24 protein-coding genes and 1 tRNA gene are annotated in these 24,232 nt (G+C 31.0%); 6 read left to right on the plus strand and 19 right to left on the minus strand.

What is annotated here, in order from left to right; translation table 11 throughout:
- Positions 1-260: 260 nt before the first annotated feature.
- From neuC to SIB75_RS02515, 10 genes are all read right to left on the minus strand, one after another.
- Entirely contained in the window at positions 261-1,391 is a 1,131-nt protein-coding gene (gene neuC, locus SIB75_RS02470; RefSeq protein ID WP_413683842.1) for a UDP-N-acetylglucosamine 2-epimerase, read from the minus strand.
- Between the two features lie 5 nt (positions 1,392-1,396).
- Positions 1,397-2,392, minus strand: a complete 996-nt coding sequence (neuB, locus tag SIB75_RS02475) for an N-acetylneuraminate synthase (protein ID WP_413683843.1) — start codon at positions 2,390-2,392, stop codon at positions 1,397-1,399.
- 1 nt (position 2,393) lies between these two features.
- Positions 2,394-3,089: a methionyl-tRNA formyltransferase gene (locus tag SIB75_RS02480; protein ID WP_413684770.1), complete on the minus strand. Its 696-nt coding sequence runs from the start codon at positions 3,087-3,089 to the stop codon at positions 2,394-2,396.
- Positions 3,090-3,103: 14 nt separating this feature from the next.
- Entirely contained in the window at positions 3,104-3,277 is a 174-nt protein-coding gene (locus SIB75_RS02485; protein WP_413683844.1) for a hypothetical protein, read from the minus strand.
- Positions 3,278-3,365: 88 nt separating this feature from the next.
- Positions 3,366-4,565, minus strand: coding sequence for a LegC family aminotransferase (locus tag SIB75_RS02490; RefSeq protein ID WP_413683845.1), 1,200 nt, complete (start codon positions 4,563-4,565; stop codon positions 3,366-3,368).
- On the minus strand, positions 4,562-5,572 hold the full coding sequence (locus SIB75_RS02495; protein ID WP_413683846.1) for an NAD-dependent 4,6-dehydratase LegB: 1,011 nt from the start codon (positions 5,570-5,572) through the stop codon (positions 4,562-4,564). The genes SIB75_RS02490 and SIB75_RS02495 overlap by 4 nt, the downstream gene beginning before the upstream one ends.
- A complete protein-coding gene (locus SIB75_RS02500) occupies positions 5,569-6,339 on the minus strand; it encodes an oxidoreductase (protein ID WP_413683847.1) in 771 nt (256 codons plus the stop codon). The genes SIB75_RS02495 and SIB75_RS02500 overlap by 4 nt, the downstream gene beginning before the upstream one ends.
- 30 nt (positions 6,340-6,369) lie before the next feature.
- The gene (locus SIB75_RS02505; protein ID WP_413683848.1) at positions 6,370-7,062 is read right to left on the minus strand and encodes a cytidylyltransferase domain-containing protein; all 693 of its coding nucleotides are present in this window, start codon (positions 7,060-7,062) and stop codon (positions 6,370-6,372) included.
- 6 nt (positions 7,063-7,068) lie between these two features.
- Positions 7,069-8,070, minus strand: coding sequence for a Gfo/Idh/MocA family protein (locus SIB75_RS02510; RefSeq protein ID WP_413683849.1), 1,002 nt, complete (start codon positions 8,068-8,070; stop codon positions 7,069-7,071).
- On the minus strand, positions 8,063-9,124 hold the full coding sequence (locus tag SIB75_RS02515) for a nucleotidyltransferase family protein (protein WP_413683850.1): 1,062 nt from the start codon (positions 9,122-9,124) through the stop codon (positions 8,063-8,065). The genes SIB75_RS02510 and SIB75_RS02515 overlap by 8 nt, the downstream gene beginning before the upstream one ends.
- Positions 9,125-10,040: 916 nt before the next feature.
- Between SIB75_RS02515 and SIB75_RS02520 the strand changes: the two genes are divergently transcribed.
- Together SIB75_RS02520 and SIB75_RS02525 are read left to right on the plus strand one after the other, a co-directional pair.
- Positions 10,041-10,232, plus strand: a complete 192-nt coding sequence (locus tag SIB75_RS02520) for a hypothetical protein (RefSeq protein WP_413683851.1) — start codon at positions 10,041-10,043, stop codon at positions 10,230-10,232.
- The gene (locus SIB75_RS02525; RefSeq protein ID WP_413683852.1) at positions 10,216-10,515 is read left to right on the plus strand and encodes a hypothetical protein; all 300 of its coding nucleotides are present in this window, start codon (positions 10,216-10,218) and stop codon (positions 10,513-10,515) included. The genes SIB75_RS02520 and SIB75_RS02525 overlap by 17 nt, the downstream gene beginning before the upstream one ends.
- A 767-nt stretch (positions 10,516-11,282) precedes the next feature.
- Here the strand turns inward: SIB75_RS02525 and SIB75_RS02530 are convergent.
- The 6 genes from SIB75_RS02530 to SIB75_RS02555 form a co-directional block, all read right to left on the minus strand.
- Complete coding sequence (locus SIB75_RS02530; protein WP_413683853.1) at positions 11,283-12,497, minus strand: SGNH/GDSL hydrolase family protein; 1,215 nt, start codon at positions 12,495-12,497, stop codon at positions 11,283-11,285.
- A gap of 223 nt (positions 12,498-12,720) precedes the next feature.
- On the minus strand, positions 12,721-12,882 hold the full coding sequence (locus SIB75_RS02535; protein ID WP_413683854.1) for a DUF5989 family protein: 162 nt from the start codon (positions 12,880-12,882) through the stop codon (positions 12,721-12,723).
- Between the two features lie 3 nt (positions 12,883-12,885).
- Complete coding sequence (locus SIB75_RS02540; protein WP_413683855.1) at positions 12,886-13,278, minus strand: SxtJ family membrane protein; 393 nt, start codon at positions 13,276-13,278, stop codon at positions 12,886-12,888.
- 1 nt (position 13,279) lies between these two features.
- Positions 13,280-15,154, minus strand: coding sequence for a carbamoyltransferase (locus SIB75_RS02545; RefSeq protein WP_413683856.1), 1,875 nt, complete (start codon positions 15,152-15,154; stop codon positions 13,280-13,282).
- Positions 15,155-15,973: 819 nt separating this feature from the next.
- Positions 15,974-16,123: a hypothetical protein gene (locus SIB75_RS02550; RefSeq protein WP_413683857.1), complete on the minus strand. Its 150-nt coding sequence runs from the start codon at positions 16,121-16,123 to the stop codon at positions 15,974-15,976.
- Complete coding sequence (locus SIB75_RS02555; RefSeq protein WP_413683858.1) at positions 16,108-16,371, minus strand: hypothetical protein; 264 nt, start codon at positions 16,369-16,371, stop codon at positions 16,108-16,110. Before SIB75_RS02555 ends, SIB75_RS02550 begins: the two co-directional genes overlap by 16 nt.
- Before the next feature lie 97 nt (positions 16,372-16,468).
- Here SIB75_RS02555 and SIB75_RS02560 point away from each other — a divergent pair.
- The 4 genes from SIB75_RS02560 to SIB75_RS02575 all read left to right on the plus strand — a co-directional run bounded on the left by SIB75_RS02560 (position 16,469) and on the right by SIB75_RS02575 (position 20,745).
- Positions 16,469-16,541: transfer RNA gene (locus tag SIB75_RS02560), tRNA-Ala, on the plus strand.
- A 198-nt stretch (positions 16,542-16,739) separates the two neighbouring features.
- Positions 16,740-18,386 (plus strand): tyrosine-type recombinase/integrase, encoded by a 1,647-nt coding sequence (locus SIB75_RS02565; protein WP_413684772.1) that lies wholly within the window; start codon positions 16,740-16,742, stop codon positions 18,384-18,386.
- Positions 18,387-18,550: 164 nt separating this feature from the next.
- A complete protein-coding gene (gene asnB / locus SIB75_RS02570) occupies positions 18,551-20,431 on the plus strand; it encodes an asparagine synthase (glutamine-hydrolyzing) (RefSeq protein WP_413683859.1) in 1,881 nt (626 codons plus the stop codon).
- Between the two features lie 2 nt (positions 20,432-20,433).
- Positions 20,434-20,745: a hypothetical protein gene (locus tag SIB75_RS02575; RefSeq protein WP_413683860.1), complete on the plus strand. Its 312-nt coding sequence runs from the start codon at positions 20,434-20,436 to the stop codon at positions 20,743-20,745.
- A gap of 114 nt (positions 20,746-20,859) precedes the next feature.
- On the opposite strand, the gene SIB75_RS02580 is transcribed toward SIB75_RS02575, so the two are convergent.
- From SIB75_RS02580 to SIB75_RS02590, 3 genes are all read right to left on the minus strand, one after another.
- Positions 20,860-21,798, minus strand: a complete 939-nt coding sequence (locus SIB75_RS02580) for a Gfo/Idh/MocA family protein (protein ID WP_413683861.1) — start codon at positions 21,796-21,798, stop codon at positions 20,860-20,862.
- A gap of 2 nt (positions 21,799-21,800) precedes the next feature.
- Positions 21,801-22,949 carry a radical SAM/SPASM domain-containing protein gene (locus tag SIB75_RS02585; RefSeq protein WP_413683862.1) on the minus strand — a complete coding sequence of 383 codons (1,149 nt, stop codon included), beginning with the start codon at positions 22,947-22,949 and terminating at the stop codon, positions 21,801-21,803.
- Between the two features lie 144 nt (positions 22,950-23,093).
- On the minus strand, positions 23,094-24,149 hold the full coding sequence (locus tag SIB75_RS02590; RefSeq protein WP_413683863.1) for a class I SAM-dependent methyltransferase: 1,056 nt from the start codon (positions 24,147-24,149) through the stop codon (positions 23,094-23,096).
- Positions 24,150-24,232: the final 83 nt, after the last annotated feature.

The following is a 24,232-nucleotide window of genomic DNA, read 5'->3' on the forward strand; positions in this document are numbered from 1 at the left end:
GGCTTTACTTTCTTTCCCTCCCGTAGACTTGAGACTAATTAGGTACTGCAATTGCGCTGGAGTTAAAGCTTAAGGCCAACGCTTCTCTCGTTTTAAAACTCTTCAAATCTCTATGCGTTGTATCTCTGCAATCACTTCTATACTCTAGAAAAGCTTATAAGTTATTTTTTCCCAGTTAGTCATTTTCGATTAAAAAGTAGAATATTTAAAAGATAAAAATAAATTTTCAACCTGAAGTCAATGTTCATAAAATTAATAAATTAGTTTTGTTTTTGACAATTTAACCAGCCTAGAATTTTTTCACTAGGGGTAGAATCTTCATATTTGTATTGTCTTGGTACATCTTTAGCCTCCGTTGAATTCAAAAGTTTATCTAATCCATTTTTAATATCTTTTGCCTTAGCATTTACATCTAATACCTCACCATATCGAATGCGATCTTTTTGACGATTACCAATATTTAAGATAGGTATTCCCATTAATGGTGCTTCTATTATGCCACTTGATGAGTTGCCGACCATAACTTGAAAGACAGATAGAGCATACAAATATAATTTCTGTCCTAGTGAAGGTATTGCGAAACAATTATCAGGGTTCAAATTTACAAAATCAAACATCTTTTTCAAAATCACTTCACTTCCTTCATCTGCATTGGGGTGAGTAAATAATATATTGCATTTGACATTTCCAAGCGCAGTTAGTAATTCCTCAAATCCCTTTACACCGTTATCACTCAACAATGTTTCAGGATGATAAGTCACTAAAATATTGCAGCTGGCAAAAACAAATCCAGTAGCCTTTTCAAAATCAAATTTAGATAGTTCAGGTATTTCTACTAAACCATCAATGGCCATTGGACCAAACATAAAAACATTTTCACTACAATGACCCATATTTATTACTCTATCTCTATATTCATTAGCAGCAGTAAAATGCCAAGTACTTAATTGACTAATAGCATGTCTTAATTTATCGTCAACTGCTCCAAGTGTGGTTTCACCTCCATGTAAATGAGCTATTGGAATTGAATGTAGATGAGCAGCGGCAGCAGCACCAAAAGTCTCATATCTATCTCCTAACAAAAATAATAAATTTGGATGTAGCTTCTGTAATGCTATTGACATTCCATACATAACTTCAGATGTCAATATTGTCATATTTGGTGTAGGCTTCTTATCTAAAGATAGTGGTATTATCTCTTCTATATCAATTTGATCCTCTGTAATTTCTGAAATAGTATTTCCATATTTTTTGGATAAATGTGATCCAGATACTATCAATTGCAACTTATATCTATTATCAAATTTTATCTTTTTAATAAGATATTTCATTAGCCCATATTCGGCTCTTGTACCGGTAAAAACTGCAATTTTATACTTATTAATTGACATCTAAATTAATCAATTAAATCATTTTCATAATATTTTTTATCAGCTTTTCGAGAAAGAACATCGTCCCATTCCATTGGAGATATTCCAATGCCAGGTCTCTTGGTTGTTAAGTTTTCCTCTGTAAAGTCTTCACCTATATCAATAAAACATTTTGCAACTATTGACTTACGAACTAATTTGCGATTATCTAATTCGCAATCAGTTGCTTCTTTCACTGGTCTTCCAAGAGCTTTTTCAATATTTCTAATTGATTGAACCATCTGCTTAAATTCATCTGGTTCTAAACTAGCTTTATGATCAGGACCTGGCATATTCTTATCAAGTGTTAAATGTTTCTCAATAACTTTTGCACCTAAAGAAACAGCACCAATTGCTACTTCTATTCCACTTGAATGATCAGAATATCCAACCGCAACATTAAGAGTTTTGGAAATAGTGTTCATAGCTCTTAGATTAATCTCTGAGAATGGAGCAGGATATTGTGACGTACAATGTAATATTGTTATTAAATTTGGATCCAGACTAGATGATTTTAATATATTAATTGCTAGTTCTATTTCTTTCATAGATGACATTCCTGTTGATAATATTATTGGTTTTCCTAAAGATCCAATATATCTAAGATAGGGTAAATTAGTTATCTCACCTGAAGGTATTTTAAAGCGAGAGACACCTAGTTCCGAAAGAAATTTGATACTCTCAAGATCAAATGGACTTGACAAAAACTCAATTCCAATCTCTTTACAATATTTCATTAAATTTGTATGACTTTCAATGTCTAATTCTAATCTTTTAAGCATTTTCATTTGACTTTCCTCTATATTAGTATTCTTGATTTGATATTTAGCTTTAGAAGCTGAAGGGGTAGCAAGCAAATTAGCCTTAAAACTTTGAAATTTGATAATATCTGCTCCAATATATTTTGCCTTTCTAATTAATTCGCGTGCGAGTTTTATATCACCATTATGATTCACTCCAGCCTCAGCAATAATTAAAACCACTTTATTTAAACCTCATACCAGTTAAAGGGTCGATAGAACAATTCCAAAGTGTAATTCTAATATAACTATCTTTTGTTTTTACCAAAAATCCTGCATTATCTTTGCATAATATTGATCCAGGTATACCTTTATATGAAGGCGCATCTGGCACTAGTTCTGCTTCGATTATTTTCAGTTCGTTCCCATTCAAATTTGCAGTAGCAAAGGGGCCTGGATCCACCAAAGCTCTAATAAAATTAAAAATATCGCTAGAAGATTGATTCCAATTAATCATTTCATCACCAGAAATTCTTCGACTACAATAAAGTCCCTCTAAAGATATACTTTTTTGAGGTATCCTTTTAACATTACCATCATAAATTAAATTAATAGCTTTTATTAATACTAATGGGCAATTGATATATGTCTTTTCCAAAATACTTTTATAGTTATCGCTTAAATATATTTCGAAAGTTTCTTGACAAATAATATCACCTGTATCAATACCCTTATCAATATAATGAACTGTAATTCCAAATTCATCCTCTCCATTAATTAATACCCAATTAAGGATATTTCTACCTCTATACATAGGCAATTTACCAGAGTGACAATTAATAGTTCCAAAATCGGGAATAGAAAAAAGTTCCTCTTTCATGATCTGATCAAATGACATTGAAACAAAAAGATCACAATCAAATCTTTTAACCTTGTCAATAAAAGATTCATTATTTACATTTTTTCTACTAAGAACTCTGTTCCTATTTCTTTTGCTCTTTTTTTTAAATAAGGATCAGGTTTTTTATAACGTGCACATATAAAAACGATTTGGAAACGAGAATCATCAACCAACTTATTTAAGGCTTCATATGACCATGGACCATCTGCGAAATAACCTATTTTCATATTTAGTAATTTTTTAATATATTAGACAAAATTAGCTCTTTCAAAGCCAATTATAAAGTTCAAACAAATTAAATTATTAAATATATTATCAAAGTAATTGAGGACTACTTGGCAAGTTGATTAATCTTTTAGACATATCTTCTGCCACCTTCAACTGTCCTTTAGGAGAATTTTGATACATTGGCAATTCATTTAAAAGTCTCCAAACAGGTCTTAATAAAATCCCGCTTTCATGGGCTAACTCTAAAAGACCTATTCTATATTCTTCTAAGATTGCCTTCGATAAATTTAAACGAAGTGTGATCAACCAATAATTACTTATACAATCGTCAGATGGCTTTAGAATTTCTAATTCATTAAACAACTCAAATTTTTCAGAATATTTCTTGTGAAGGTTTCTTTTCTTTTCTATTCTGCTTGCCAAATCTTCAATTTGAGCAACTCCTAAAGCTGCATTAATATTTGGCAATCTATCATTCCACCCTACATAATCATGATAAAAATCCCACTTATGATTTTTTTTTGCAGTTGTCGATAAATGTCTAGCAAGCTTTGCGATTTTCTGATCATTAGTAATTAAAGCACCACCACCACCAGTAGTTAAAATTTTATTTCCATTGAAACTTAAAATACCTAATTTTCCAAACAAACCGCAATGAATTAATTTTTTATTGTCATATTTAAAACTTCCCAATGCCTCTGCTGCATCTTCAACTAAAGGTATATTCCATTCTTCACTTATATTTAAAAGCTCTAAAATTTTGGATGGTGTACCAAAAATATGCACAGGCAAAATCGCTGATATTTTCCTACCTGTTTCTCTATTTATAACATGATTATTAACTTTCAATGCTATTGAATCTAATCTTTCCTTTACCTCTAGTGGGCACAATCCTAAACTTTCATTTTCAATATCAACAAAATGAGGAACTGCACCCAAGTGCGATATAGCATTTGCAGTAGCAACGAAACTCATTGGAGGTAAAATAACTTCATCACCAGCTCGAACCCCTACTAAATGCAATGCTAATCGTAATGCAGCAGTTCCATTTACTACAGCTATTGCATATCTAGCCCCAGTAAATTCACATAATTTATTTTCAAATTCGTTAACCCACTTACCTGCTGAGCTTACCCATCCAGTTTCAATACAATCACTTAAATAACTCAATGAATTTGTTTGATTGAAGTCAGGTTCATGTAGTTGGATTGGTAATGAATGTTTGTCTAAATTTATAGAATCCTTAATTAAATCTAAGATCTTGATGTAATTTCTATTAGCAATCATATTGAATAAATTCCTTGTTTATAAAAAGATAAATTTTCTTTCTTATCAAACCAATCTACTGTTATAGCTAAACCTCTGCGAAAGCCATCCATATTTCCAAAAGATGGACTCCAACCTGTTAATTTATTAATCAATGAATTATCTCCAAATAAACGATCAACTTCTGAAGTCTTGGGTCTAACCCTAGCTTGATCAGTATTAATCTCTAAATTAACATTCATAATGCTTGCTATTAATGCGGCTGTATCTCCTATAGAGATTTCAAACCTACTTGCCGAGTTTAAAATATTGCCAGTAGTTTTATCACTAAAAGCTACTGCCATAAATGCATTACATGTATCATCTACAAAATTAAAATCACGAGTGGGAGTTAATGATCCCAAATTAATTTTTCTCTTTCCAGCTGCTACTTGAGTGATAATTGTAGGGATAACTGCGCGTGCACTTTGCCTAGGCCCATAAGTATTAAAAGGTCTTAAAATAGCTATTGGTGTTCCAAAACTTCTCCAATAACTAATCGCTAATTGATCAGCAGCTATTTTGCTTGCTGAATAAGGAGACTGTCCCACTACAGGATGTTTTTCGTCAATAGGCACATACTGAGCTGATCCATATGTTTCAGAAGTAGATGTATGTACAACTTTAGATATTTCTAATTCTCTAGCTGCTTGAATAACATTTAAAGTACCATAAATATTCGTATCAATATAACTTTTAGGAGCTTGATAACTAAAAGGAATTGCTATTAAAGCAGCTAAGTGAAAAACTACATCGCAACTTCGCATAGCCTCTCTAACGCAAAGAGGGTCGCGTATATCTCCTAAAACCACATCAATCTGCGCCTGAACTTCTTTACTTAAATTATCTAACCATCCCCAACTTCCGTTTGAGTTATAAAAACAAAAAGCTCTAACATTATATCCACTTTCTACTAGTTTCTCCACTAAATGAGAGCCTATAAATCCATCAGCTCCAGTAACTAAAACCTTGCTTTTAGATTTGCTCAAAGTGACCAACCATCATCAACTATTAAATTCTGACCATTAATTGCAATTGAGGATGAAGACAGTAAGAAAACTACAGCATCTGCAACATGCGCAGAAGAAAGCATTCCAATATTTGTACAGCTTTTTCTATACTTTTTCAAAAATGATTCATTTTGATTATCTAATATTCCTCCAGGGCTAACACAATTAACTCTAATATTTTTGTTTGAATAATATTTAGCTAACCATTTCGTTATCGCTATAATTCCAGCTTTAATTGCAGAATACTCTATTGGAGAATTCATTTCTGTTCCTTCATAATGATCAAACTTAGGTGCCTGTATTCCCTGTATTGATGAAATATTAATTAGTTGGCCCGAACCTTGATGATTGAAAATTTCCAAAACCTTTTTAGATAATAAAATTGCTCCTCCAAGTTGATTATTAAGATCTTCAAATAAATATTGATCTTTTAAATCCTCTAATTTTGTACCCCACCCTTTTGATCTAGGGTATGCACTATGAACAACACTGTCAATGCGACCTGAAATATTTAAAGCTTTCTCAAAAAGAGTATCTATTCCTTGTGAAGTAGAAATATCTTGTTCAATTAAGATAATTTCATTTGAATATAGATTTGTTAGGTTTTCCTTTAAATAAATAAGTTTAGCTTTATTTATATCAGAAAGAATTACATTGCCACTATTTTTTAAAATCGCCTCAGCGATTGCAGAGCCAATTCGTCCAGCAGCTCCAGTGATTAAGACCTTTTGACTAAGTAAATCCATAAAGAAATAATAATCAATATATTCTTTTTATCAATCTAACTTATTACGTTCCAATAAAAAACTAGCAATTTCAAAATCAAGTAAAGTATCAATGTCAATTGCTCTTTCCTCTGGTATTTCTACTCCAAACACATTGCCGTCCCAGAGAGAACTAGCTTTTAGAATAAATTCAGTTTTTGCAAAATAAGCAACTGTTGTTAAATCATAGCAATAAGGTGCATCCTGCCTTCTGTTAAGTTGAATACCACTATTAACTAATTTTAATTGTCCATTTATTTTTTTTTGTACCATATTAAACCAAGGACTTCGCTTAGCTTTAGTCATAGTTAAAACAATATCAACATTTGATTTTAAGGCTTTAAAACATTTCAAAACATCTTTATCTATTCTTAGCGGCGCTGTACATGGCAAGCTTAAAAAATGGTCAAAAGATTCATAGTTATTATTAACATGATTTATTGCATGTTGCCATGCATCCCATTCGGAGGAATTATCCATAGCAAGATAATTAGGCCTTTTAATTATCTCAGCTCCATATTCTCGCGATATAGCAGCTATTTCATCACAATCGGTAGAAACAAATACTCTTACTACTTCATCTAAATTATTTGCTAATTCTAAGCTATGTCCTATCAATGGAATACCAGCAAAGATCTTTTTATTTTTACCTATGACACCTTTAGAGCCACCTCTTGCAAAAATAAAAGCATATATTTTCTTCATCTTAGATTAACAATTTAAATTGGATTTTTCTCTAACTTTAGCAATTAGTTCCAACACATTTACACCATCCTGAAATGAGCATATAGGTTCTGCTAAACCTTCTATACATTCAATAAAATTATCTATTTGTAATTTATAATTATAATTATAATTATAATTATTTTGGATAAGGCTTTCAGTTTTATCAATACTATTCAAAATGATTTCACCCTTTAGTAAATTAGTAATAATTTCTCCTTTAGCCCCGCGAACAATAATTATTCTTCTAGAAGGTTGTGTACAAAAATTTAGCCTAATAGTGATTACAAGACCTTCGTCATTCTCAGCTACTATATAGACCTTATCCTCAACATCAATATTTAATAATTTAGAATCACTCAAATAAGCTGACCTTATTTTCAACTTACCAAAAATCCAATTAGCAATGTCTAATTCATGACTTAATTCTAGTAATGCCCCTCCTCCCAGATTTTTTCTAGCAGAAACAGTACCCTCATAATTAAAATCTTGCCTCCATGAAGGAAGCCAAGATCCGCAATAAAAATCAGCATCAACTAATACTCCAAGAGATTTATTTTGAATATATTTCCTTAAAACTTGCAAACACTTTTCAAACCTAAAAACATAACCAACTAATACAGGTATTTCTTCTCTAAGAGATTTGATTTCCTCTATTAATTTATCTTCTCCTAAACCAATTCCTAATGGTTTCTCAATAAAGACTGGTATTTTATTCTTAAGAAATAACAATGCCTGTTTTAAATGAATAATTGCTGGAGATGAAATAATTACTCCATTTGGTCTCCATTTAATTGAATCGTTAATTTCCTTAAATTCAAAATCTGCTAATAAACTTTCAGGTCTATAATTTCCTTTGCCAGACCTTAATAATCCAATTTTTATAGACGGATAAAATTCCTTAATCAAACGCAAATGTCTTGAACCAATACTACCTAAACCGCATATCAATATTCTATTAGTTGAAATACTATTTTTCAAATTAATCATTAGAAGATTTAGACCAAGAATTAATAGCTTCCTGCAAAGACTCAGGACGACCAACATCTATCCAGTATTCATGTATTGGACATGTAATAATTTTTTGATTATGATTAAGTGCAAGCATCAATAGATCAGGCATATCAATTTTTGTATTTTTTTCTAGATAACTGAGTATGCTTGGATTAAGTGCATAAATTCCTGCATTAACTAATTTTGTATAGGTAGGTTTTTCAAGAAATGACTTTAATTTTACACCATCATTTTCTACAACACCAAAAGGTACAGAGAAATCATGTTTACGTACACAAATAGTAGCCATTCCTTCATTTATTCTATGAAAATTTAATAATTTACTAGGATTAAATCTAGTCAAAACATCACAATTTAAAACTACAAATGTTTCATTAATAGTATTCGGTAAAAGAGTTAAAGATCCTGCTGTACCAAGAGGATTATTTTCTATAAGATATTTAATACTTATATTCCACTTTGAACCATCTTGAAAATAATCTATTATTTTTTCCTTTAAATAGTTTACAGAAAAGAAAAACTCACGAAATCCATTCTTAATACATTGTTCAAGTATGATTTCCAACATATATTTGTCACCAACCCTTAGCATTGGCTTAGGGCATGTCTCTGTAAAAGGTCTAAGCCGTTTACCTTTGCCTCCGGCCATAATAACAAGTGGATTTGGCAGGGATTGGCGGATATATTCACTATCTATAATCTTAAGCTCTAATATTTTTCCCTGTTTATCAACTATTGGTAGTTGTCTACCTCCTGATCTTTGAATTTTTTCAATTCCTTTAAAAATATTTTCTTCTGAGGTGATTGAAACAAAATTCTTATTCATAATACTTGAGGCCAAGCTATCTAATGTAAAACCCTTCAAAAGACCTCTTCTTATATCTCCATCAGTCAGGGTTCCGATAAGCACTTCGTTTTGATCGACGATCAAAACGATGCCGGTTAAAGAGTTATTTAGAGTCACTAATATATCTCTAACCGTAAAATCTTCCCTAATAATTACTTGACTTAGATTATTAACAGATCGCATATTAAATTAATAGTATATGAAGATTTTATAAATAATATAAAATATTAGCATTTTTACTTTAGTTTCTCTAACATCAATTGTCTATAATTATTAATGAATAGTTAATTCGGGAGATAATTTATCATGGACTTGGTTATAAAGCTTTCTATACAAAGTGATCTTATGACATTTCTTAGCTTTTTCTATAAAAAGATTTTTTCTCTTATCACTTGAGAGGCTTTTAAAATATTCTATTCTCTTTTTTAGATCAGTCATAAATCTATAATCCCGCTTTTAATGTTGAATTTCTATTGGCTTATAAAACAGCAGTTTATTCAAAAATAAATCTTGCATTTTGATTTTCTATTCATTCGATAAGTGACATAAAAGAACAATACAAGAACAGCAAGATTCGCTAAGGCATAGCTAGTTGCTATTTCCATAGTTTTACCGCACAATCTACCTTACATTGGGTATATTTGGGTATATTTGAGTGGTAAAGTATAATGGTTACGTTGCTTGAGATTGATTGCAATCACTGTCATGTTAACGATTTGGGGCCATAGCTCAGCTGGTAGAGCACCTGCATGGCTTGCAGAGCGTCAAACCCTTAAAAATCATTGCAATCACTAAGTTCTCTCTTTAAGTAATAGATAATTACCGCACAATTTACCGCATAACTCTAAAAAACTTGTTATTTAAGTTTGTTCAGTCTATGCCTTTGATTATAGCAGTTTTTGGCTTTAATAAATAACCACTAAATAATATAGAAAAGGGCTACCAAAGGGAGCCTGAATCATAAATACTAATCAAATTAAGAGGTGAACTTTAATTGAAATTAATATATTTTAAGCTACTTTTGTTATTACTTTGGTTGCTTATATGATTATTCATGTTTATAAACTCACGCCAAATAGCAACGCCTAGAAAATCTCAAATGACTAAAGTCATTCACGCTGATTTTTTAACTGTCGCAGAAGCAATGACTTCCGCCTTTTCAACAATAGAAAATAATCAAGCCTGGGATCTAATGCCTTCTTTGGTTCCTGAGTTGGCATTGTGTTTTCACATGCTTCAGAAGGAACTCAACCTACATTGCATCGAGCTGGAATATGAAAAAAGCCAATAAACAAGAGATGGAATTAAGGGCAGGTTTTGCTGCTGACTTACTTGCTCAAGGTCATAGTTGCACCGTAGTAACGACCCGAGTGTCCGAAGAATATGAATTAAGCAGAAGACAAGCACGAAGAATTACAGCGAAGGCAATGGACTTGATTGTTCAAGACTTTGAAGAGATCAATATTGAGCGGCCGCAAATGGTAGCAAAACTACTCGTAGATTCAGAACAGGGGATGCAAAAAGGATTGCTCAATAACCAGTCAAGTGGCGCAGGGTTGTTCACAATAAAATGACCTCTCCTACCGGTATATAAAATTTCATTTGCATCAGGTTAAAAACTGTACAAAATCCATCATTGCAGAGAGACTAGTTAAAATCGAGTTAATGAATACCTTTCTTTCTAGCAATTGATTTAAATATATTTGACAATGGCTCTCTATCTTTTAAAGAAATTTGTTCTGGGACTTTGAAAATTTCATACTTCCCCATACGATTAATAAAATGTTCAAAACCAACTCCAGGATCACAATATAATGGCAAGTCATCTACTAAGAATATATTCTTGTTTCTTACTAGCTATTTTAGACAAAACATTTAACCTATCATTTAGAATAGAAGTTTTTAATTTTGAGGGATTTATTGGATAATTTAATTTTCTTTTATTAACGACTCTACTACTTTCCCAGGAGAATAATCTTATATCATTAATTTTTAGATTATTTAAAAAAAAATGATTTATATCTTATTAAAGTTTCATCTAAACAATGATCATTACTAGATCAACCTATTTCTTCTGAAACCAATATATGAAATCCCAGTTAATCAAAATTTTGACTTCGATTGGGAGTCTATTTTCCTTAATTGCTTCTCTAATGCTCTGTAAATGATTGGTGGCATGACTATCACCTAAAATATATATAGTAGGAAAATTTTATTATTTGTTTTAAGCAATCTTAAAAAGGATTTTCTGTTTCAGGAAGTAAATGACAATAAATATTTTAAGATATTATTTCCGGAGGTTCTTCAATATTTGAAAATTTTTCAGATGATGGATTCAAAATTATTTTTTTATTTTTGATTGAATAATAGTACTAATTTTTTGAGCTATTATTTTATTACCTTTTTCATTATTGTGTCTTCGATCTGAATAAAGTTGATTTTCGTTATTATCAAGAATTTCTGAAATATCATAACAGAAGTCAAGTTTTTCACATCTTTTCTTTAATTCAAAATAAAGTTTAGAAATATCATATAAGTAACTCACTTCATGAGATAACCTCCTTTTTGTGTTTGTAGCTTCATTCGGATATTTTTCATTCAAATAATCTATTATCTTTGCATCGCTATTATAAACTTCATTTATGTCATTGATTCTCATTGTAGGTTGTAAGAAAGCTATATATTCTATTCCATTTTCTTTTGCTATTAAATAAGAATTAATTAAATTTCTTTTAAATATATCTCCTACAGATTTAAATAATTTTTCGTTTTCCCAGTTCTTAATATTATCTTTTTTTAGATTCTCATTCCCAATGGTGTATTTTTGCTTAGATAGTTTTTTTGTATTAATAAAATCTAAAAATCTTTTAATGTTTGAATTGTACTTCGGTAATAAATCTATACAAAACCATTCGCATTTTCTAAATCTTTGGTTATTGAAAATAATTATAGGTTGTTTCTTTTTGATTGCTTTTAATGTTAATTCTGATTTGTAAATAGAGCCAGTATCACTTATATAACCATTAGTTAGATTCCTGACAAAATATACTTCGTTGATACCTGTTAAACTTACCGCGTAATTTGCAGGAAAGGTACTACTAGCCTTTAGTAAAGATAAAAACTCTTGAGAAGAAGTAAATCCACCTTGACCATAATTAATTATGTCAATGTTTGATTCTTGATTTTTTGCTTTGAGACTTTCTCCAAGTAATTCAGGCCACGTGCCCCCTTTTGCAGCATATTTAAGGCCATAGGGATCAGTACTAGAACCTCCTAGAGTTATAATCTTGATTGATTTGTTATTGCTATTATTTTTAAAATTTTTTATTGCATAATCTTCTTCTTGTCGGTCATAACCTGTTTCCCATTCTTTATTGATTAAATAATGTTTATGTCCTGTTGTTCCAGAAATTTGGAACTGTAATTTATATGGATTTTCTCCACCAATCCCTGCAAGCCTTCTTATTCCGATAACTATTCCAAGGCTTATCTCTATAGCTAATACAAAAACACCAAGTACTAAAGAATTAATAAGAATAATTTTATAAAGTTTCATACATGCTATGCATCTATACAATCTATAAAATCTATTTTAGTATATATGATGAAATTAGTTGTGTAAATCTTTCTTAATAATTTTGCTATTACAGATGCTTGTGTAAATTTAATTAATATTTCCATTATAACGATTTTAATTATTAATGGGGAAAGCAAATATTTTCTCTAACTCTTAGGAAGTCATGTAGATATTTGGATATGTAAAAGAAAGCTTCTATTAATTAAAAAATTGTATAAATAAATGGTGCTATGGCAGATCCTTGTGTAAATATAATTAATGCCCCCATTAAAACGATTGTAATTATTAATGGGGCAAGCCAATATTTTTTTCTAAACTTTAGGAAATCAAATATATCTTTGGCTAGGTCTAAAAATGCTTCCATAAACTAAAAAATCCTTGTTAAATCAACTTTGGAATTTTTCTTATCTTCTTTGTAAGAAGAAAGGTTTGTTTTGCCTTTCCTTAGAGGATCATATTGAAATAATCTCATAAAGAATGCAATTGGTTGTAAAACCAATAGAAAAACTAGGCCTAGAATAATTCTACTGTTGATCCATCCTAGTATATGACCTAGTTTCATCCACCATGCATAAACTCTTGAAAGTTTATAAGGGCAAAATACTCCAGTTAATAATATAGGAATACTTATCCATAAAGTCCAACTTCTAAATAGATGTCCAGTCATGAGAGGTAAAATCCAACCCACGATCACTGGAAGACCTATTCCAATTAGATAACTAAATTCTTTAAGTTTTTTCTTGGATATATGGTTATTCATTTTAATCCAATTCAAAATATTGCATCCAAGTCTCATCTCTCTCTACTTTGGGCTGCTCTTTTTTATAAAGAATTTGATTTTCCAGCACAAGAACTTCCATTTCCGTTCTCATGAAACATCTATAAGCATCTTGAGGAGTACAGACAATTGGCTCGCCTCTTACATTAAATGATGTATTTATTAGGGTTGGGCATCCTGTTTCCTTCTTGAATTCTTGAATAAGGTTGTAATAACGTGAATTAGTTTTGGAATTTACTGTTTGAATTCTTGACGAATAATCAACATGTGTAATTGCAGGAATTGTAGATTTGGGGATATTTAGTTTCTCTATCCCAAAAAGATTCATTTCTTCATCATTCATTTCATTGCAAAGCTCTCTTTTAACTTTGGCTACTAAAAGCATATATGGACTTTTAATATCAATTTCAAATTGTTTAGCAATATCTTCCTCTAATACTGAAGGAGCAAATGGTCTAAAACTCTCGCGATATTTAATCTTTAAATTCATTACACTTTGCATCTCCTTATTACGTGGATCACCAATAATTGACCTTGCTCCAAGAGCTCTAGGCCCAAATTCCATAGGCCCATTGAACCATCCAACTACATTTCCTTCTTTTAATAATTGCGCTATTTGTATGAATAAATCTTTATCTTCTTTGTGTACGTATGGTGCATTTATTAATTCTAAGTAGTCTCTAATAGATTTATTAGAAAAACTTGGCCCTAAATAGGAGCCTTTCATTGAATCAGTTGGATTTGGGAATCGTTCATTTCCATAATATTGATAAAAAGCAAGAAGGCCTGCACCTAGAGCTGTACCAGCATCTCCAGCAGCAGGCTGAATCCAAATATTATCAAATATAGATTCTTTAACTAACTTTCCATTTGATACACAGTTTAATGCTACTCCTCCTGCTAAACAAAGATTTTTAGCACCAGTTTCCTTTCTGATTGATTTGGCTAAGGCAGTTGTAACTTCCTCTGTTACGCATTGGATAGATGCCGCTATATCCATATGAAATTGAGTTAACTCTGTTTCGCTTTTTCTGGGAGGGTGATCAAATAATTTATGAAATTTTCTTGATGTCATTCGAAAGCCACGATGATATTTAAAAAAACTTATGTCTAATCTGAAACTTCCATCTTCTTTTATGTCAATGAGATTATTTTTTATCAGATCTACATACTTAGGCTCTCCATAAGGAGCTAATCCCATTAATTTGTATTCACCTGAATTAACTTTGAATCCGCAATAATATGTAAATGCCGAATAAAGAAGACCTAAAGAATGAGGGAAACTTATTTCCCAAATAGGTTTGATTTTATTGCCTTGCCCCAGCCACGCTGAAGTAGTAGCCCATTCCCCTACTCCATCCATACACAAGATTGCAGATTCTTCGAAGGGGCTTGGATAAAAGGCAGAAGCTGCATGCGATAAGTGATGCTCTGAGAAAAGAAGTGGCGGCAGTTCAAATGATTTCTCATTAGTGTTAGTGAGTTCTATTTGAATTTTTTTTAGTTGATTCTTGATCTCAGTCTTTAGAAATAATTTTTCTTTTAGCCAAACCTGCATCGCAGCTATGAATGACCTGCAACCTCTTGGTGCTGTTCCTAAGTATGTCTCTAGCAGTCTCTCGAATGTTAAAAGTGGTTTCTCATAATAAATTACATTATCAATATCATTAAGAGTTAAATTACTATTTTCAAGGCAATACTTAATAGCATTTTTTGGAAAACCAGAGTCATGTTTCTTACGTGTAAATCTCTCCTCTTGGACAGCTGAAATTATTTCACCATTAACGATTAAACAAGCCGCACTGTCATGATAGTAAGCTGATATACCAATAATATTTTTTCTTCTTGAGTCGAGCATTAATCGCTTTCCCTTATTCTATGTATAAGTTTACTTTAAAGTTTAATATTAATCAAAATTTCTTTAAGCTTTATCTCGAAAATTTTTGATTTAACTTGGGTATTTTTTCTCTTAATATTAAACGCATTTTTAATTCTGATAGGTTTAAGCAGTTGTTTAAATATTGTAATAAAAATGTTATCATTCTTTTTATTTTGATTGACTCTTTTTAGACATAATTAATGTAATAGGTATTACAACTATCCAATATTTACAATAATTAACTAGATCTCCAAGTCTTTTTAAGCAGAGGCGATAATTTGCAAAATAATTAAAACACTAAAGCAACAATGCATGTCAAGTTTAATGTTTTAGAAAAATTATATATACTCACATTTTTGATAGCCAAAATATTTGCAAAAGTCTCACTTACTCGTTTAAATGTATTTTTATAAATTCAGTTAGATATAGTTATATACTGGAATCAAAACAAAAATAGCTAAAATTTTTCTTTTGCACGAAAAATTATTATTGAAGTTTAATCATACAACTAAATTTAGCAATATCCGATCAACTGGGTTGCTGTCTATTCAAAGCAAATAATTCAGAAGCTGGATTATTTGCTTTTGATTCTCAATACAACTCAAGACCTAGGAGGAATTTTGATTGAAAATGTTTTCACTATGAACTTTTTGAATAATTCCTGGATAAATCGAAGAAACAAGTAAATCTCTAGTCTTATATTTTACTTTTATTGCAATTTCTTAAAATTAGGCGATAAATAGAACACAATTTTTTTTAAAGATTATTCAAGTAATTTGTGTTTTTATACTTAACTCTCTACTTGCACCATTTATAAGTTTTTGTAGAGGTTGAATTAACTTTTTTAGTTGTCCCTCTTCTAGCTCTTCTCGCTTCAAAAAATGCTTCTGTAATGTTCTCCCAAATAGTAACGCTTGTAGCTTGATCTCTTGTCACAGGTTCAAGCATGAACTTTGCAGCTTTTTTAGAGATAGGTTTCTTTCATCAACAAGTCTTTCTAGATCCGCCACAGCGGTGATAATCTTGCTTTGGTTTTGGCTGCTCCAGTCATAAGGGCTAAAGACAGCGGACCTAGGATTTTTCATTCCAAGACCATCTTGGAAGCGATAAGTCGCTTGGGTTTTATGTATCCCTTTTATTTCTCTGCCAAGAACTGACCATCCATCTCCATTTTCGAGTTTGATGGTTTGGCGCATAAGTGCTTATTTAACCACTATCAAGTGCTATCAAGCAAACCAGCGGATTTTTATAAATCTTCCAAACTGCTTGATATTACTGCCGGTTCACACATTTGGGGCCATAGCTCAGCTGGTAGAGCACCTGCATGGCATGCAGGGGGTCAGCGGTTCGAGTCCGCTTGGCTCCATTAGGTTTTCTCAGTCACAGCAATAGATTTCAGAGAATTTGCGGTAAAGCGTGAATAATACGATATAGCAAGATATAGCTATTATGCGCGCAGTTATGCGCTCATTTTCAGCTCTGTAATCCAATGCGGGAATAGTGGTTTCAACTATTAAGGAAGCAACTTAAATCTGAACATGGAAAAGGTTGGGGTGTGCGCGCAATGCGCGGAAAGGTTCAACTAACCCTTCGCGTGGATGAAAATGCTGGGATGAATAACCCTAGAAATTCGGTTTCTTTACCCCTTGATTGGAGCGCAGATAATCAAACTAAAATTCTGAATTTTGTTAATGACATCCGCGAGAGGATGGAAGCAAATAATCTTTCTCTTAAAGAAGCTGCAAAATTAACTTCTGAACCATTAGCCGATGACCAGCAACAAAATGTTCAGGTTAATTGGGTAGAAGCTTTTAATAGATTTCTTACTGAAGAAAAGGCTGGACTAAGAGAGACAACGCTAAGAGATACCAAATTAAGAATGAATAGAGTTTTGCAGGTACTTAATAAGACTCCTAGACCAAGAAACGGCGCATCACTAATGAAGAGATATGCAGAGATTTACTTTGATGAATCACTTCCTATTGGTGGCTCTGGACGTAAAAGAAATTTGAATGATGTAGCTGCTTTTTTAAACTTCGCTGTTGAAGAATGTGGAGCCAAAGAACATTGGCGACCTCTTACTGGAAAGAAGCTTCAGAAGGTTGTTGGAGACGCTTTTGAAAGTACTGAAGATAAACCAACTCCACCAATCAAAACGCATGACTTTGAGATGCTTATGGCTGCTCTGGAGTCGAACAACAAACCTCAATTAAGACTTGCAGTTGGTCTTGTTGGATTGTTTGGTTTAAGACCCGCAGAACTAGCGGTGCTAAGCGTTGAGGATGGAAAATTATTTGTTGGAAACGTCAAAAGAAATCGGAAAATGAAGAAGAAAGAACAGCGCAGAGTTATACCCCTAGATGTACCTTCCCTACCCAATGAAGGAGCGCGTCTGGTGAAGCAACTGGAGTCAGGATTAGTAAGTTTTCCAATAGCTATTCAGAACGCTATAAAACGATCTAAGGCAAAAGAAAGACCAGACTATAAAGACGTTGGTGATGCCTTTAGACAACTACTTGATAGGTATTGGGCATGGAAACAACTAAAGATAAAAGAACCTGATCTAAGTCCTTACAGCATGCGGCATGGGTACGCATGGAGAGCGCACCAAGAAGGTGATAGGGCAATGTCGATTAGAGCTTGCGCTACATTGATGGGACATAACCCAAATGTCCACACATCTCACTATGGGAAGTGGACTGATGAGGCTGGCTTAGAAGAAGCGGTTGCACTTCATCAAAGAAAAGAAGGTGCTGGTATGAAAATCGCTAAATGCACTGGGTCACAAGAGCATTGGTATGTGACCACAAGAAAGCCAATTATCTGCCCTAACTGCGGTGAGAAATCTGTAAGAAAATCTATTTTTGGTTATCCAAGTCCAGAACTTTTTTACAGCAAAAAATATCATCTACAAGGCTGCATGCCAGATTTTCCAAGACCTAGAGATTGGGGTTGCGTCAGTTGCGATGCTGCATTTTTTAAAGAAAAAGAATCTGTAGTTGATTGTTTTTTAGAAGGAACAGCAGAACCTTTTGAAGATATGGAAGAAGTTATGGAAAAGTTTGAAGTTGAAAATGGCCGTTTCACAGATGTAAATGTTGGATATGAAGTTGATCCAAGCGACACTCGAACAGATAAGGAAGTTTTAGCGGATATGGAAAAAGCTGGAACTAAAGTTATTCGTCTTGATAAACCTCCAACTTATTATTAGTGATTAGGTAGACAGATCAAGTGGTATCAGTTAGCTTCAGGACAGATGCAAGGGCTTACCTAGAAGACCTCTAGGGCCAATCCAATTTAAAAAAAACCGACATATAACCAAGTGATTGGAGGCATTGAAAACTCACTTCTATGAAATAGATTATTTAATTTAAAATGTGCGGTTTTTTTGGAATTTATAATAAATCAAATGATTCTGATTCTTCTTTTTTGGATAAGTTTTTTAAATCAGAAATTAGTCAACTATTAATTCATAGAGGTCCAGATGGTTGTCACTGGTATGAGGATAACAATATAAAATTAGCTTCTGTCAGATTAAAAATCACGGGCAGGAGAAATGATTCTGACATGCCATATCATTCAAATAGTGAACAAAATATTATCGGTTTTAATGGAGAAATTTATAATTTTAGAAAACTTGCTAATAAATTTTCATATGAAATTAAAACTGATTGTGATACTGAGGTAGTAACTGAGTTAATAGAAAAATTTGGACATAATGTATGTAATCAATTTGAAGGCATATTTGCCATTGCCAACTATAACAAAAATGAAAAAAAATTATCTCTTATAAGAGATCCTATAGGTGTAAAACCTATTTATTATTTCCAAAATAAAGATTTTTTAATATTCTCTTCAGAAATAAAACCTATCTTATTTACATGTAAAAAACTTGGAATAAGTATTGTTCCAAGTTATAGAGCATCAATAGAATATATTAGTTTATCAAAATATGATCATTCAGAATTAACGTTTTTTGAGGGGATTTATAAAGTTCAACCAGGTATGATTATCTCGCAGTTGGGTAATTCAACCTTTAAATCTATATATTACGATTATAGTTATGAAGAAAATAAAGATACTTTTGAAGAAGTTAGTAGAGAATTTTTATTTAAATTAACCGAGTCAATGAAAATTCAGACTCAAACAGATTTACCTATTAATGTTGCAATTAGTGGTGGAAATGATTCTAGAATTATGCTTTCTACTTTGGCAAAATGTGGAACAATTAGTAATGTTGAAAATTCTTGGAGTTATTCATATCAAGATCATTTAGATAATGATTTGTCAAATATAAATAATATAACTAGTTTTTATAATTTAAAACACAACATAGTTACTCTTCAAAAAAATGATTTTATTAATGATTTTGATGAGATATTACTTGCTTTAGAGCAACCTTTCCCTGGTTTACCAACTATTGCAAAATATAATATGTATAAAAAAGCTTCAATTAAATCTAATAGGATCTTTTTAGAGGGCCAAGGTGGTGATGAAATAGGTGGAGGTTATAGATATACTTTAGGAGCTTTTGTTAAATATAGTCTTAATGAAGACATTGATTTTGATTTTAATCAATTTGTAGAACAATACTCTTTAATTAATAATTTAAATAAGAATCAAATTTATAAATTAATTATTAATTCACAGAGCAAGTTATTTGGCTTAAATTCATCTGCAGATGGTACTAGCATCATAAATGAGAAATTCAGAATGAGTATGGAAAATATTCAAAAAAAAGATAGTTTTGAAAGTGATTATTTTTTTAATGCTAAATCAACTAATGAGTTTCAAAAGGTTTTAGATGATGATTTATTTATGAATAAATTACAAAGAGTTCTAAGGTCATGTGATATTTGCTCGATGTCATTCTCAAAAGAACTTAGAGTCCCAATTCTTGCTCCTTCTCTAGTAAAGTTTGCAAGAAGTATTATTCCAAAACATAAAGTTCATAATGGTTTACCTAGGGGTTTTTTCATGAATGCTTTAAAAATGGTAGAGAACCCAAAAATCCATTCTTCATCACTAGTAAAAAAACATGTAGTCGATCCTCAGAGAGAATGGCTTTTTAAAGATTTAAAAGAATTCGTCTTAAGTACTATTGATGAAAATAAATTATCTGAAAACTTAGGATTAGAAAAAAAACAAATTAAATTATTAATTAATGATTTTTATAATCAAGAAAGTACTCCTAATAATTCCGTTTTGATTTGGCAATTGTTATGTCTTTCAAAATGGTATGAATTATTTTTTTAAATATGAGTATTAGTAAGAAGGAATTAGAAGTACTTCACAATGAAGTCTTTGAGACTAAAAATAAATGTCCCCAATTCAACTTGCTAATAGAGAAGTTTACTCAGATAGGTGCAGATCTAAATAAAAATGAAAATGTTTTACTAATTGAGAGAAATAAGCTTTATGGTAAATTAAGTCCCTTTTCTCTTTTCTTTAAAAACTGTAATTTATTCCAACTTGAATTAAGTGAAAAGAGTTTAGAAAATAGAGGAGCTTATAATAAAAATAGGGTGATCTCTTTAGCTCAAGATCAAATAAAATATAAAAAATTATAAATTTTGCTTCATTGTTGATTCAGATAGTTTATTATTTATAAAGTGTAGATTTAACCATAATTATAGAATTTACTCAAAAATGCACAACACCAAAATTAAAGTTAAGACAAAAACTTAATTTCTACTTAAAAGTTCATAAGTAAAACCAGAGTTGTTTAATTCAAAAATATAATCTTTTCCACTTAAAACCTTATCAATAAAGCTAGAAATACTTGTATTAATTCCAGGGTCTTCGCAATTTTCAAAGGTTTCTGGTGGTACTTTAAACAACCCATATTCGTCAAAACAATCTCTTGGGTATTTTTTGGAAATATTTTTCATATCATATGACCAAATTAAATTTGAAAAGTATGCTTTTATCGATTGATTTAATGGACTGCCCCAGCTTGCAGTTAAAGAAAACATAATAGAATCTTTTGTAAAACCAGAAAAATGATAGGTATCATGAAAACTATTTTCAACACTTTTTTTAATTATACTTTGATTGTATGTGATATTTTCTCTGCCTAAAAGATAAATGGCAATGTTTAATAAATGAGAGCCTAAGGTCTCTGATATTTGAGAATGTTTTTGTGCTCGCCAGCCTTCTAAAAAATTATCTTTAAAGGCAATACCTTTGCCAAAAAAAATATCTAATCTGATTAAAGATCCAAAAGAGTTAGCCTCAATAATATTTTTTAATTTTTTAATTGCTGGGGAGTAGTTATAGTGATATCCAATTTGTAAAAATTTAATAGATTTGTTTAAAGAGTTTTTTTGTAAAAATTCTTCTATACCTATTGCTGGTTTCTCAACATAAATATAGGGAATCTTAAAGTTGATGCAATCTTTGAAGTGTTCCAGGTGATATTCATTTGGAGATGCAATAAATACACAAGAAAATTCTTTAAATTTCTTAATTGCTTCACTAATATCATTAAATGAATCAACTTTATTTATATTTTCAATACTCTTTTTAATAAAGCAATAGCTTTTAGGAATTGTAAGATATTCATCCAAATATTTTTTTATTCTTTTTGCATGATTACCATAACCGTAAAAAAGGATGTTCATCTTTAATTTACATAACATCTGTCACAAGGTTCATGAAGATGCCTTCTCTTATTTAACATTTCCTCTCTTAATATTTGCATATTATCCCAACATTCTTTTAATGTTAATTCTCCAAATTTACCAGGAGAAAGCTGAGATTTATAGTCATTATCACAGGGATTTGTTACTCCATCATGCCAAATATACATCTTTTCAAAAGGAAAGCCACAGGGGTTTAGTTCCCCTCGTTCTTTTTCATTAGTGTAGGTATTCCACCTTTCTATCGTATTAACTGATCCACTTTCGTCAAAATATTGTTTGTAGAAATCGTCAAATTTTTCTACATTCATATTAGGATCAACCATAACGCCGCTAGCCCTTGTGTATAAATTAAATTCTCTATTAAGAGATGATCTTACTTCATTAATTTTTGTAATATTTTTTATAAAAGTTTCATAATTCGCTCCATGTCTAAATTTTTCATATTTATCTTTTTCGTAATGATCTGTTGATATTACTAAAATATTTATAGGGGTATTGATTAATTTTATTAATCTTTTTTCTGTTAAACGTGTAGCATTAGTATTTACTTTTATTTCTAAAATATTATCCTTTGTTTTTATGTAGTTTAGTAATAATTCTAAATCGTTATATAAAAGAGGCTCACCCCTACTGGCAATAGTAATTCCTCTGATCTTCATATCATCAATTTCATCAACTGCTCTTAAAGCTAGTTTCGTATCGATAATCCCCATATATTCTTTAGTTGTAAAAGATGGATCACTTTGAAAACAAAAAGGACATTTAATATTACATGCACTAGCTACCTCTAGTAGGGTAAATATAGGTTTTTTTTTATAATCTTTTCTATTAATACCCTCTTTAAACGAATTTCTATAACCTAGATAAGCTGGGATTTTAAAATCTTCAAGACCATTTATAACTTTTTTTTCTTGCAAAGTTAAAGCTTGCCACCATAATTCTTCAGAATCCATAAATTTTTTTTTGGCTTTTAAAAAGTAAAACCATTCAGCATTATCACAAAAATCTCTAGCCTTAATTGAAATATTATTAATGCTATATTTGAATTTATAAGGACATTTCTCTGAACTTGTTTTTGTATTTATATTTAAACTTTTTCCACCCGAAACTAAGGTATTGTTCTTAGACATGTTTTTTTGATATAATAGCATTTTTTAAAATTTTTGTTTTTTATTTTTTTATTTGATACAAAATGTATCTTCTTCGTTGGTTTTGGTTAGATACTTTTGCTAAATTCTATGTTGGTTTTTGCCAGTAAAAAAGAGGAAATTAAATTATCTCTTTTTTATAAGCATATGAGTCTCACTTCCTCCAAAATGTTTATCTAAGACCTGTTGAATTTCGTTCGTAATTGAAGGACTAAGAAATTTCTTTTCTAATAGTTCTTTTGCAGATTCAGACATGCCATTTTTAGCGGTTTCTACAATTAGTGAGCGTCTCAAATCCATTGCATCAGTGCCAAAATGCCATTCTGAAACTTTCTCAAAAGAATATTTATTACAGAAATAATCTATTGATTCATGGGTATATAAATGAGTATGTCCTCCACTTAAATGTCTTGGGAAGGTATTGCTGCTGACATTTTCAATAAAAGTACTTAATGAAAATAAAGGGACACTAAAGTAAAAATATTTAGAACTTGAATCAACAAATGCTTGCAATGCATTATTAGGGTTCATAAGATGCTCAAGTGCACCAGTAAAACTAATCACATCAGATTCGGACCTGATAATTTCTCTGATTAATTCATCCTCAGAAGACAAACAAAGAAAGGGAGGTTTGACAGAAAACTTATTAGAATCTTCCCATACTTTACTTGCCAGGTTAATTAATTGATCAGAAATATCAAAACCATTTGCCTTAACACCCAAAGAACTAAGAGAATGAACAAAATGACCTCCACCACATCCGAAGTCACTTAGTGAAAAAGTTTTTACTCCGCAACAATCCATAAGTGAATCTTTGAGATACTTCGCTTTAGGTAAATAAATATTAGATACTCTACTTTCGTAATCTTCTAAATAATTTTCAGAGTAATGTGAACCTCCATCATCCTTATATAACCATTGAGTAAATTCAATTGAATCATCTCTCTCACCATTCAAATGTCCACATTCTTCACATATTTTATAGTTAACACCATGATTAGTAAAATCAAAATAATTCTGCTTCAATGTCAATTGGCAGTTTTTACATTGTTTTCTTAAGTCCTGAAGATTATATTTTTGATTAATTAAGAGAGCATCTTTTAAATGTTCATCATTTTTTTCCAGAAATCCCTTCTTTAAAGATAAGATATCCAGCAATGACTTACTAAATGAAATTTTCAAATTAAACCTCAAATAATTAATTAATTTGTTAGTTTACACTATTATGCAACATAATTATTGGAATTGAATCATCATCCTGAGTG

Origin of the sequence: Prochlorococcus sp. MIT 1011, assembly GCF_047305235.1 — a bacterium.
Lineage (GTDB): Bacteria > Cyanobacteriota > Cyanobacteriia > PCC-6307 > Cyanobiaceae > Prochlorococcus_B.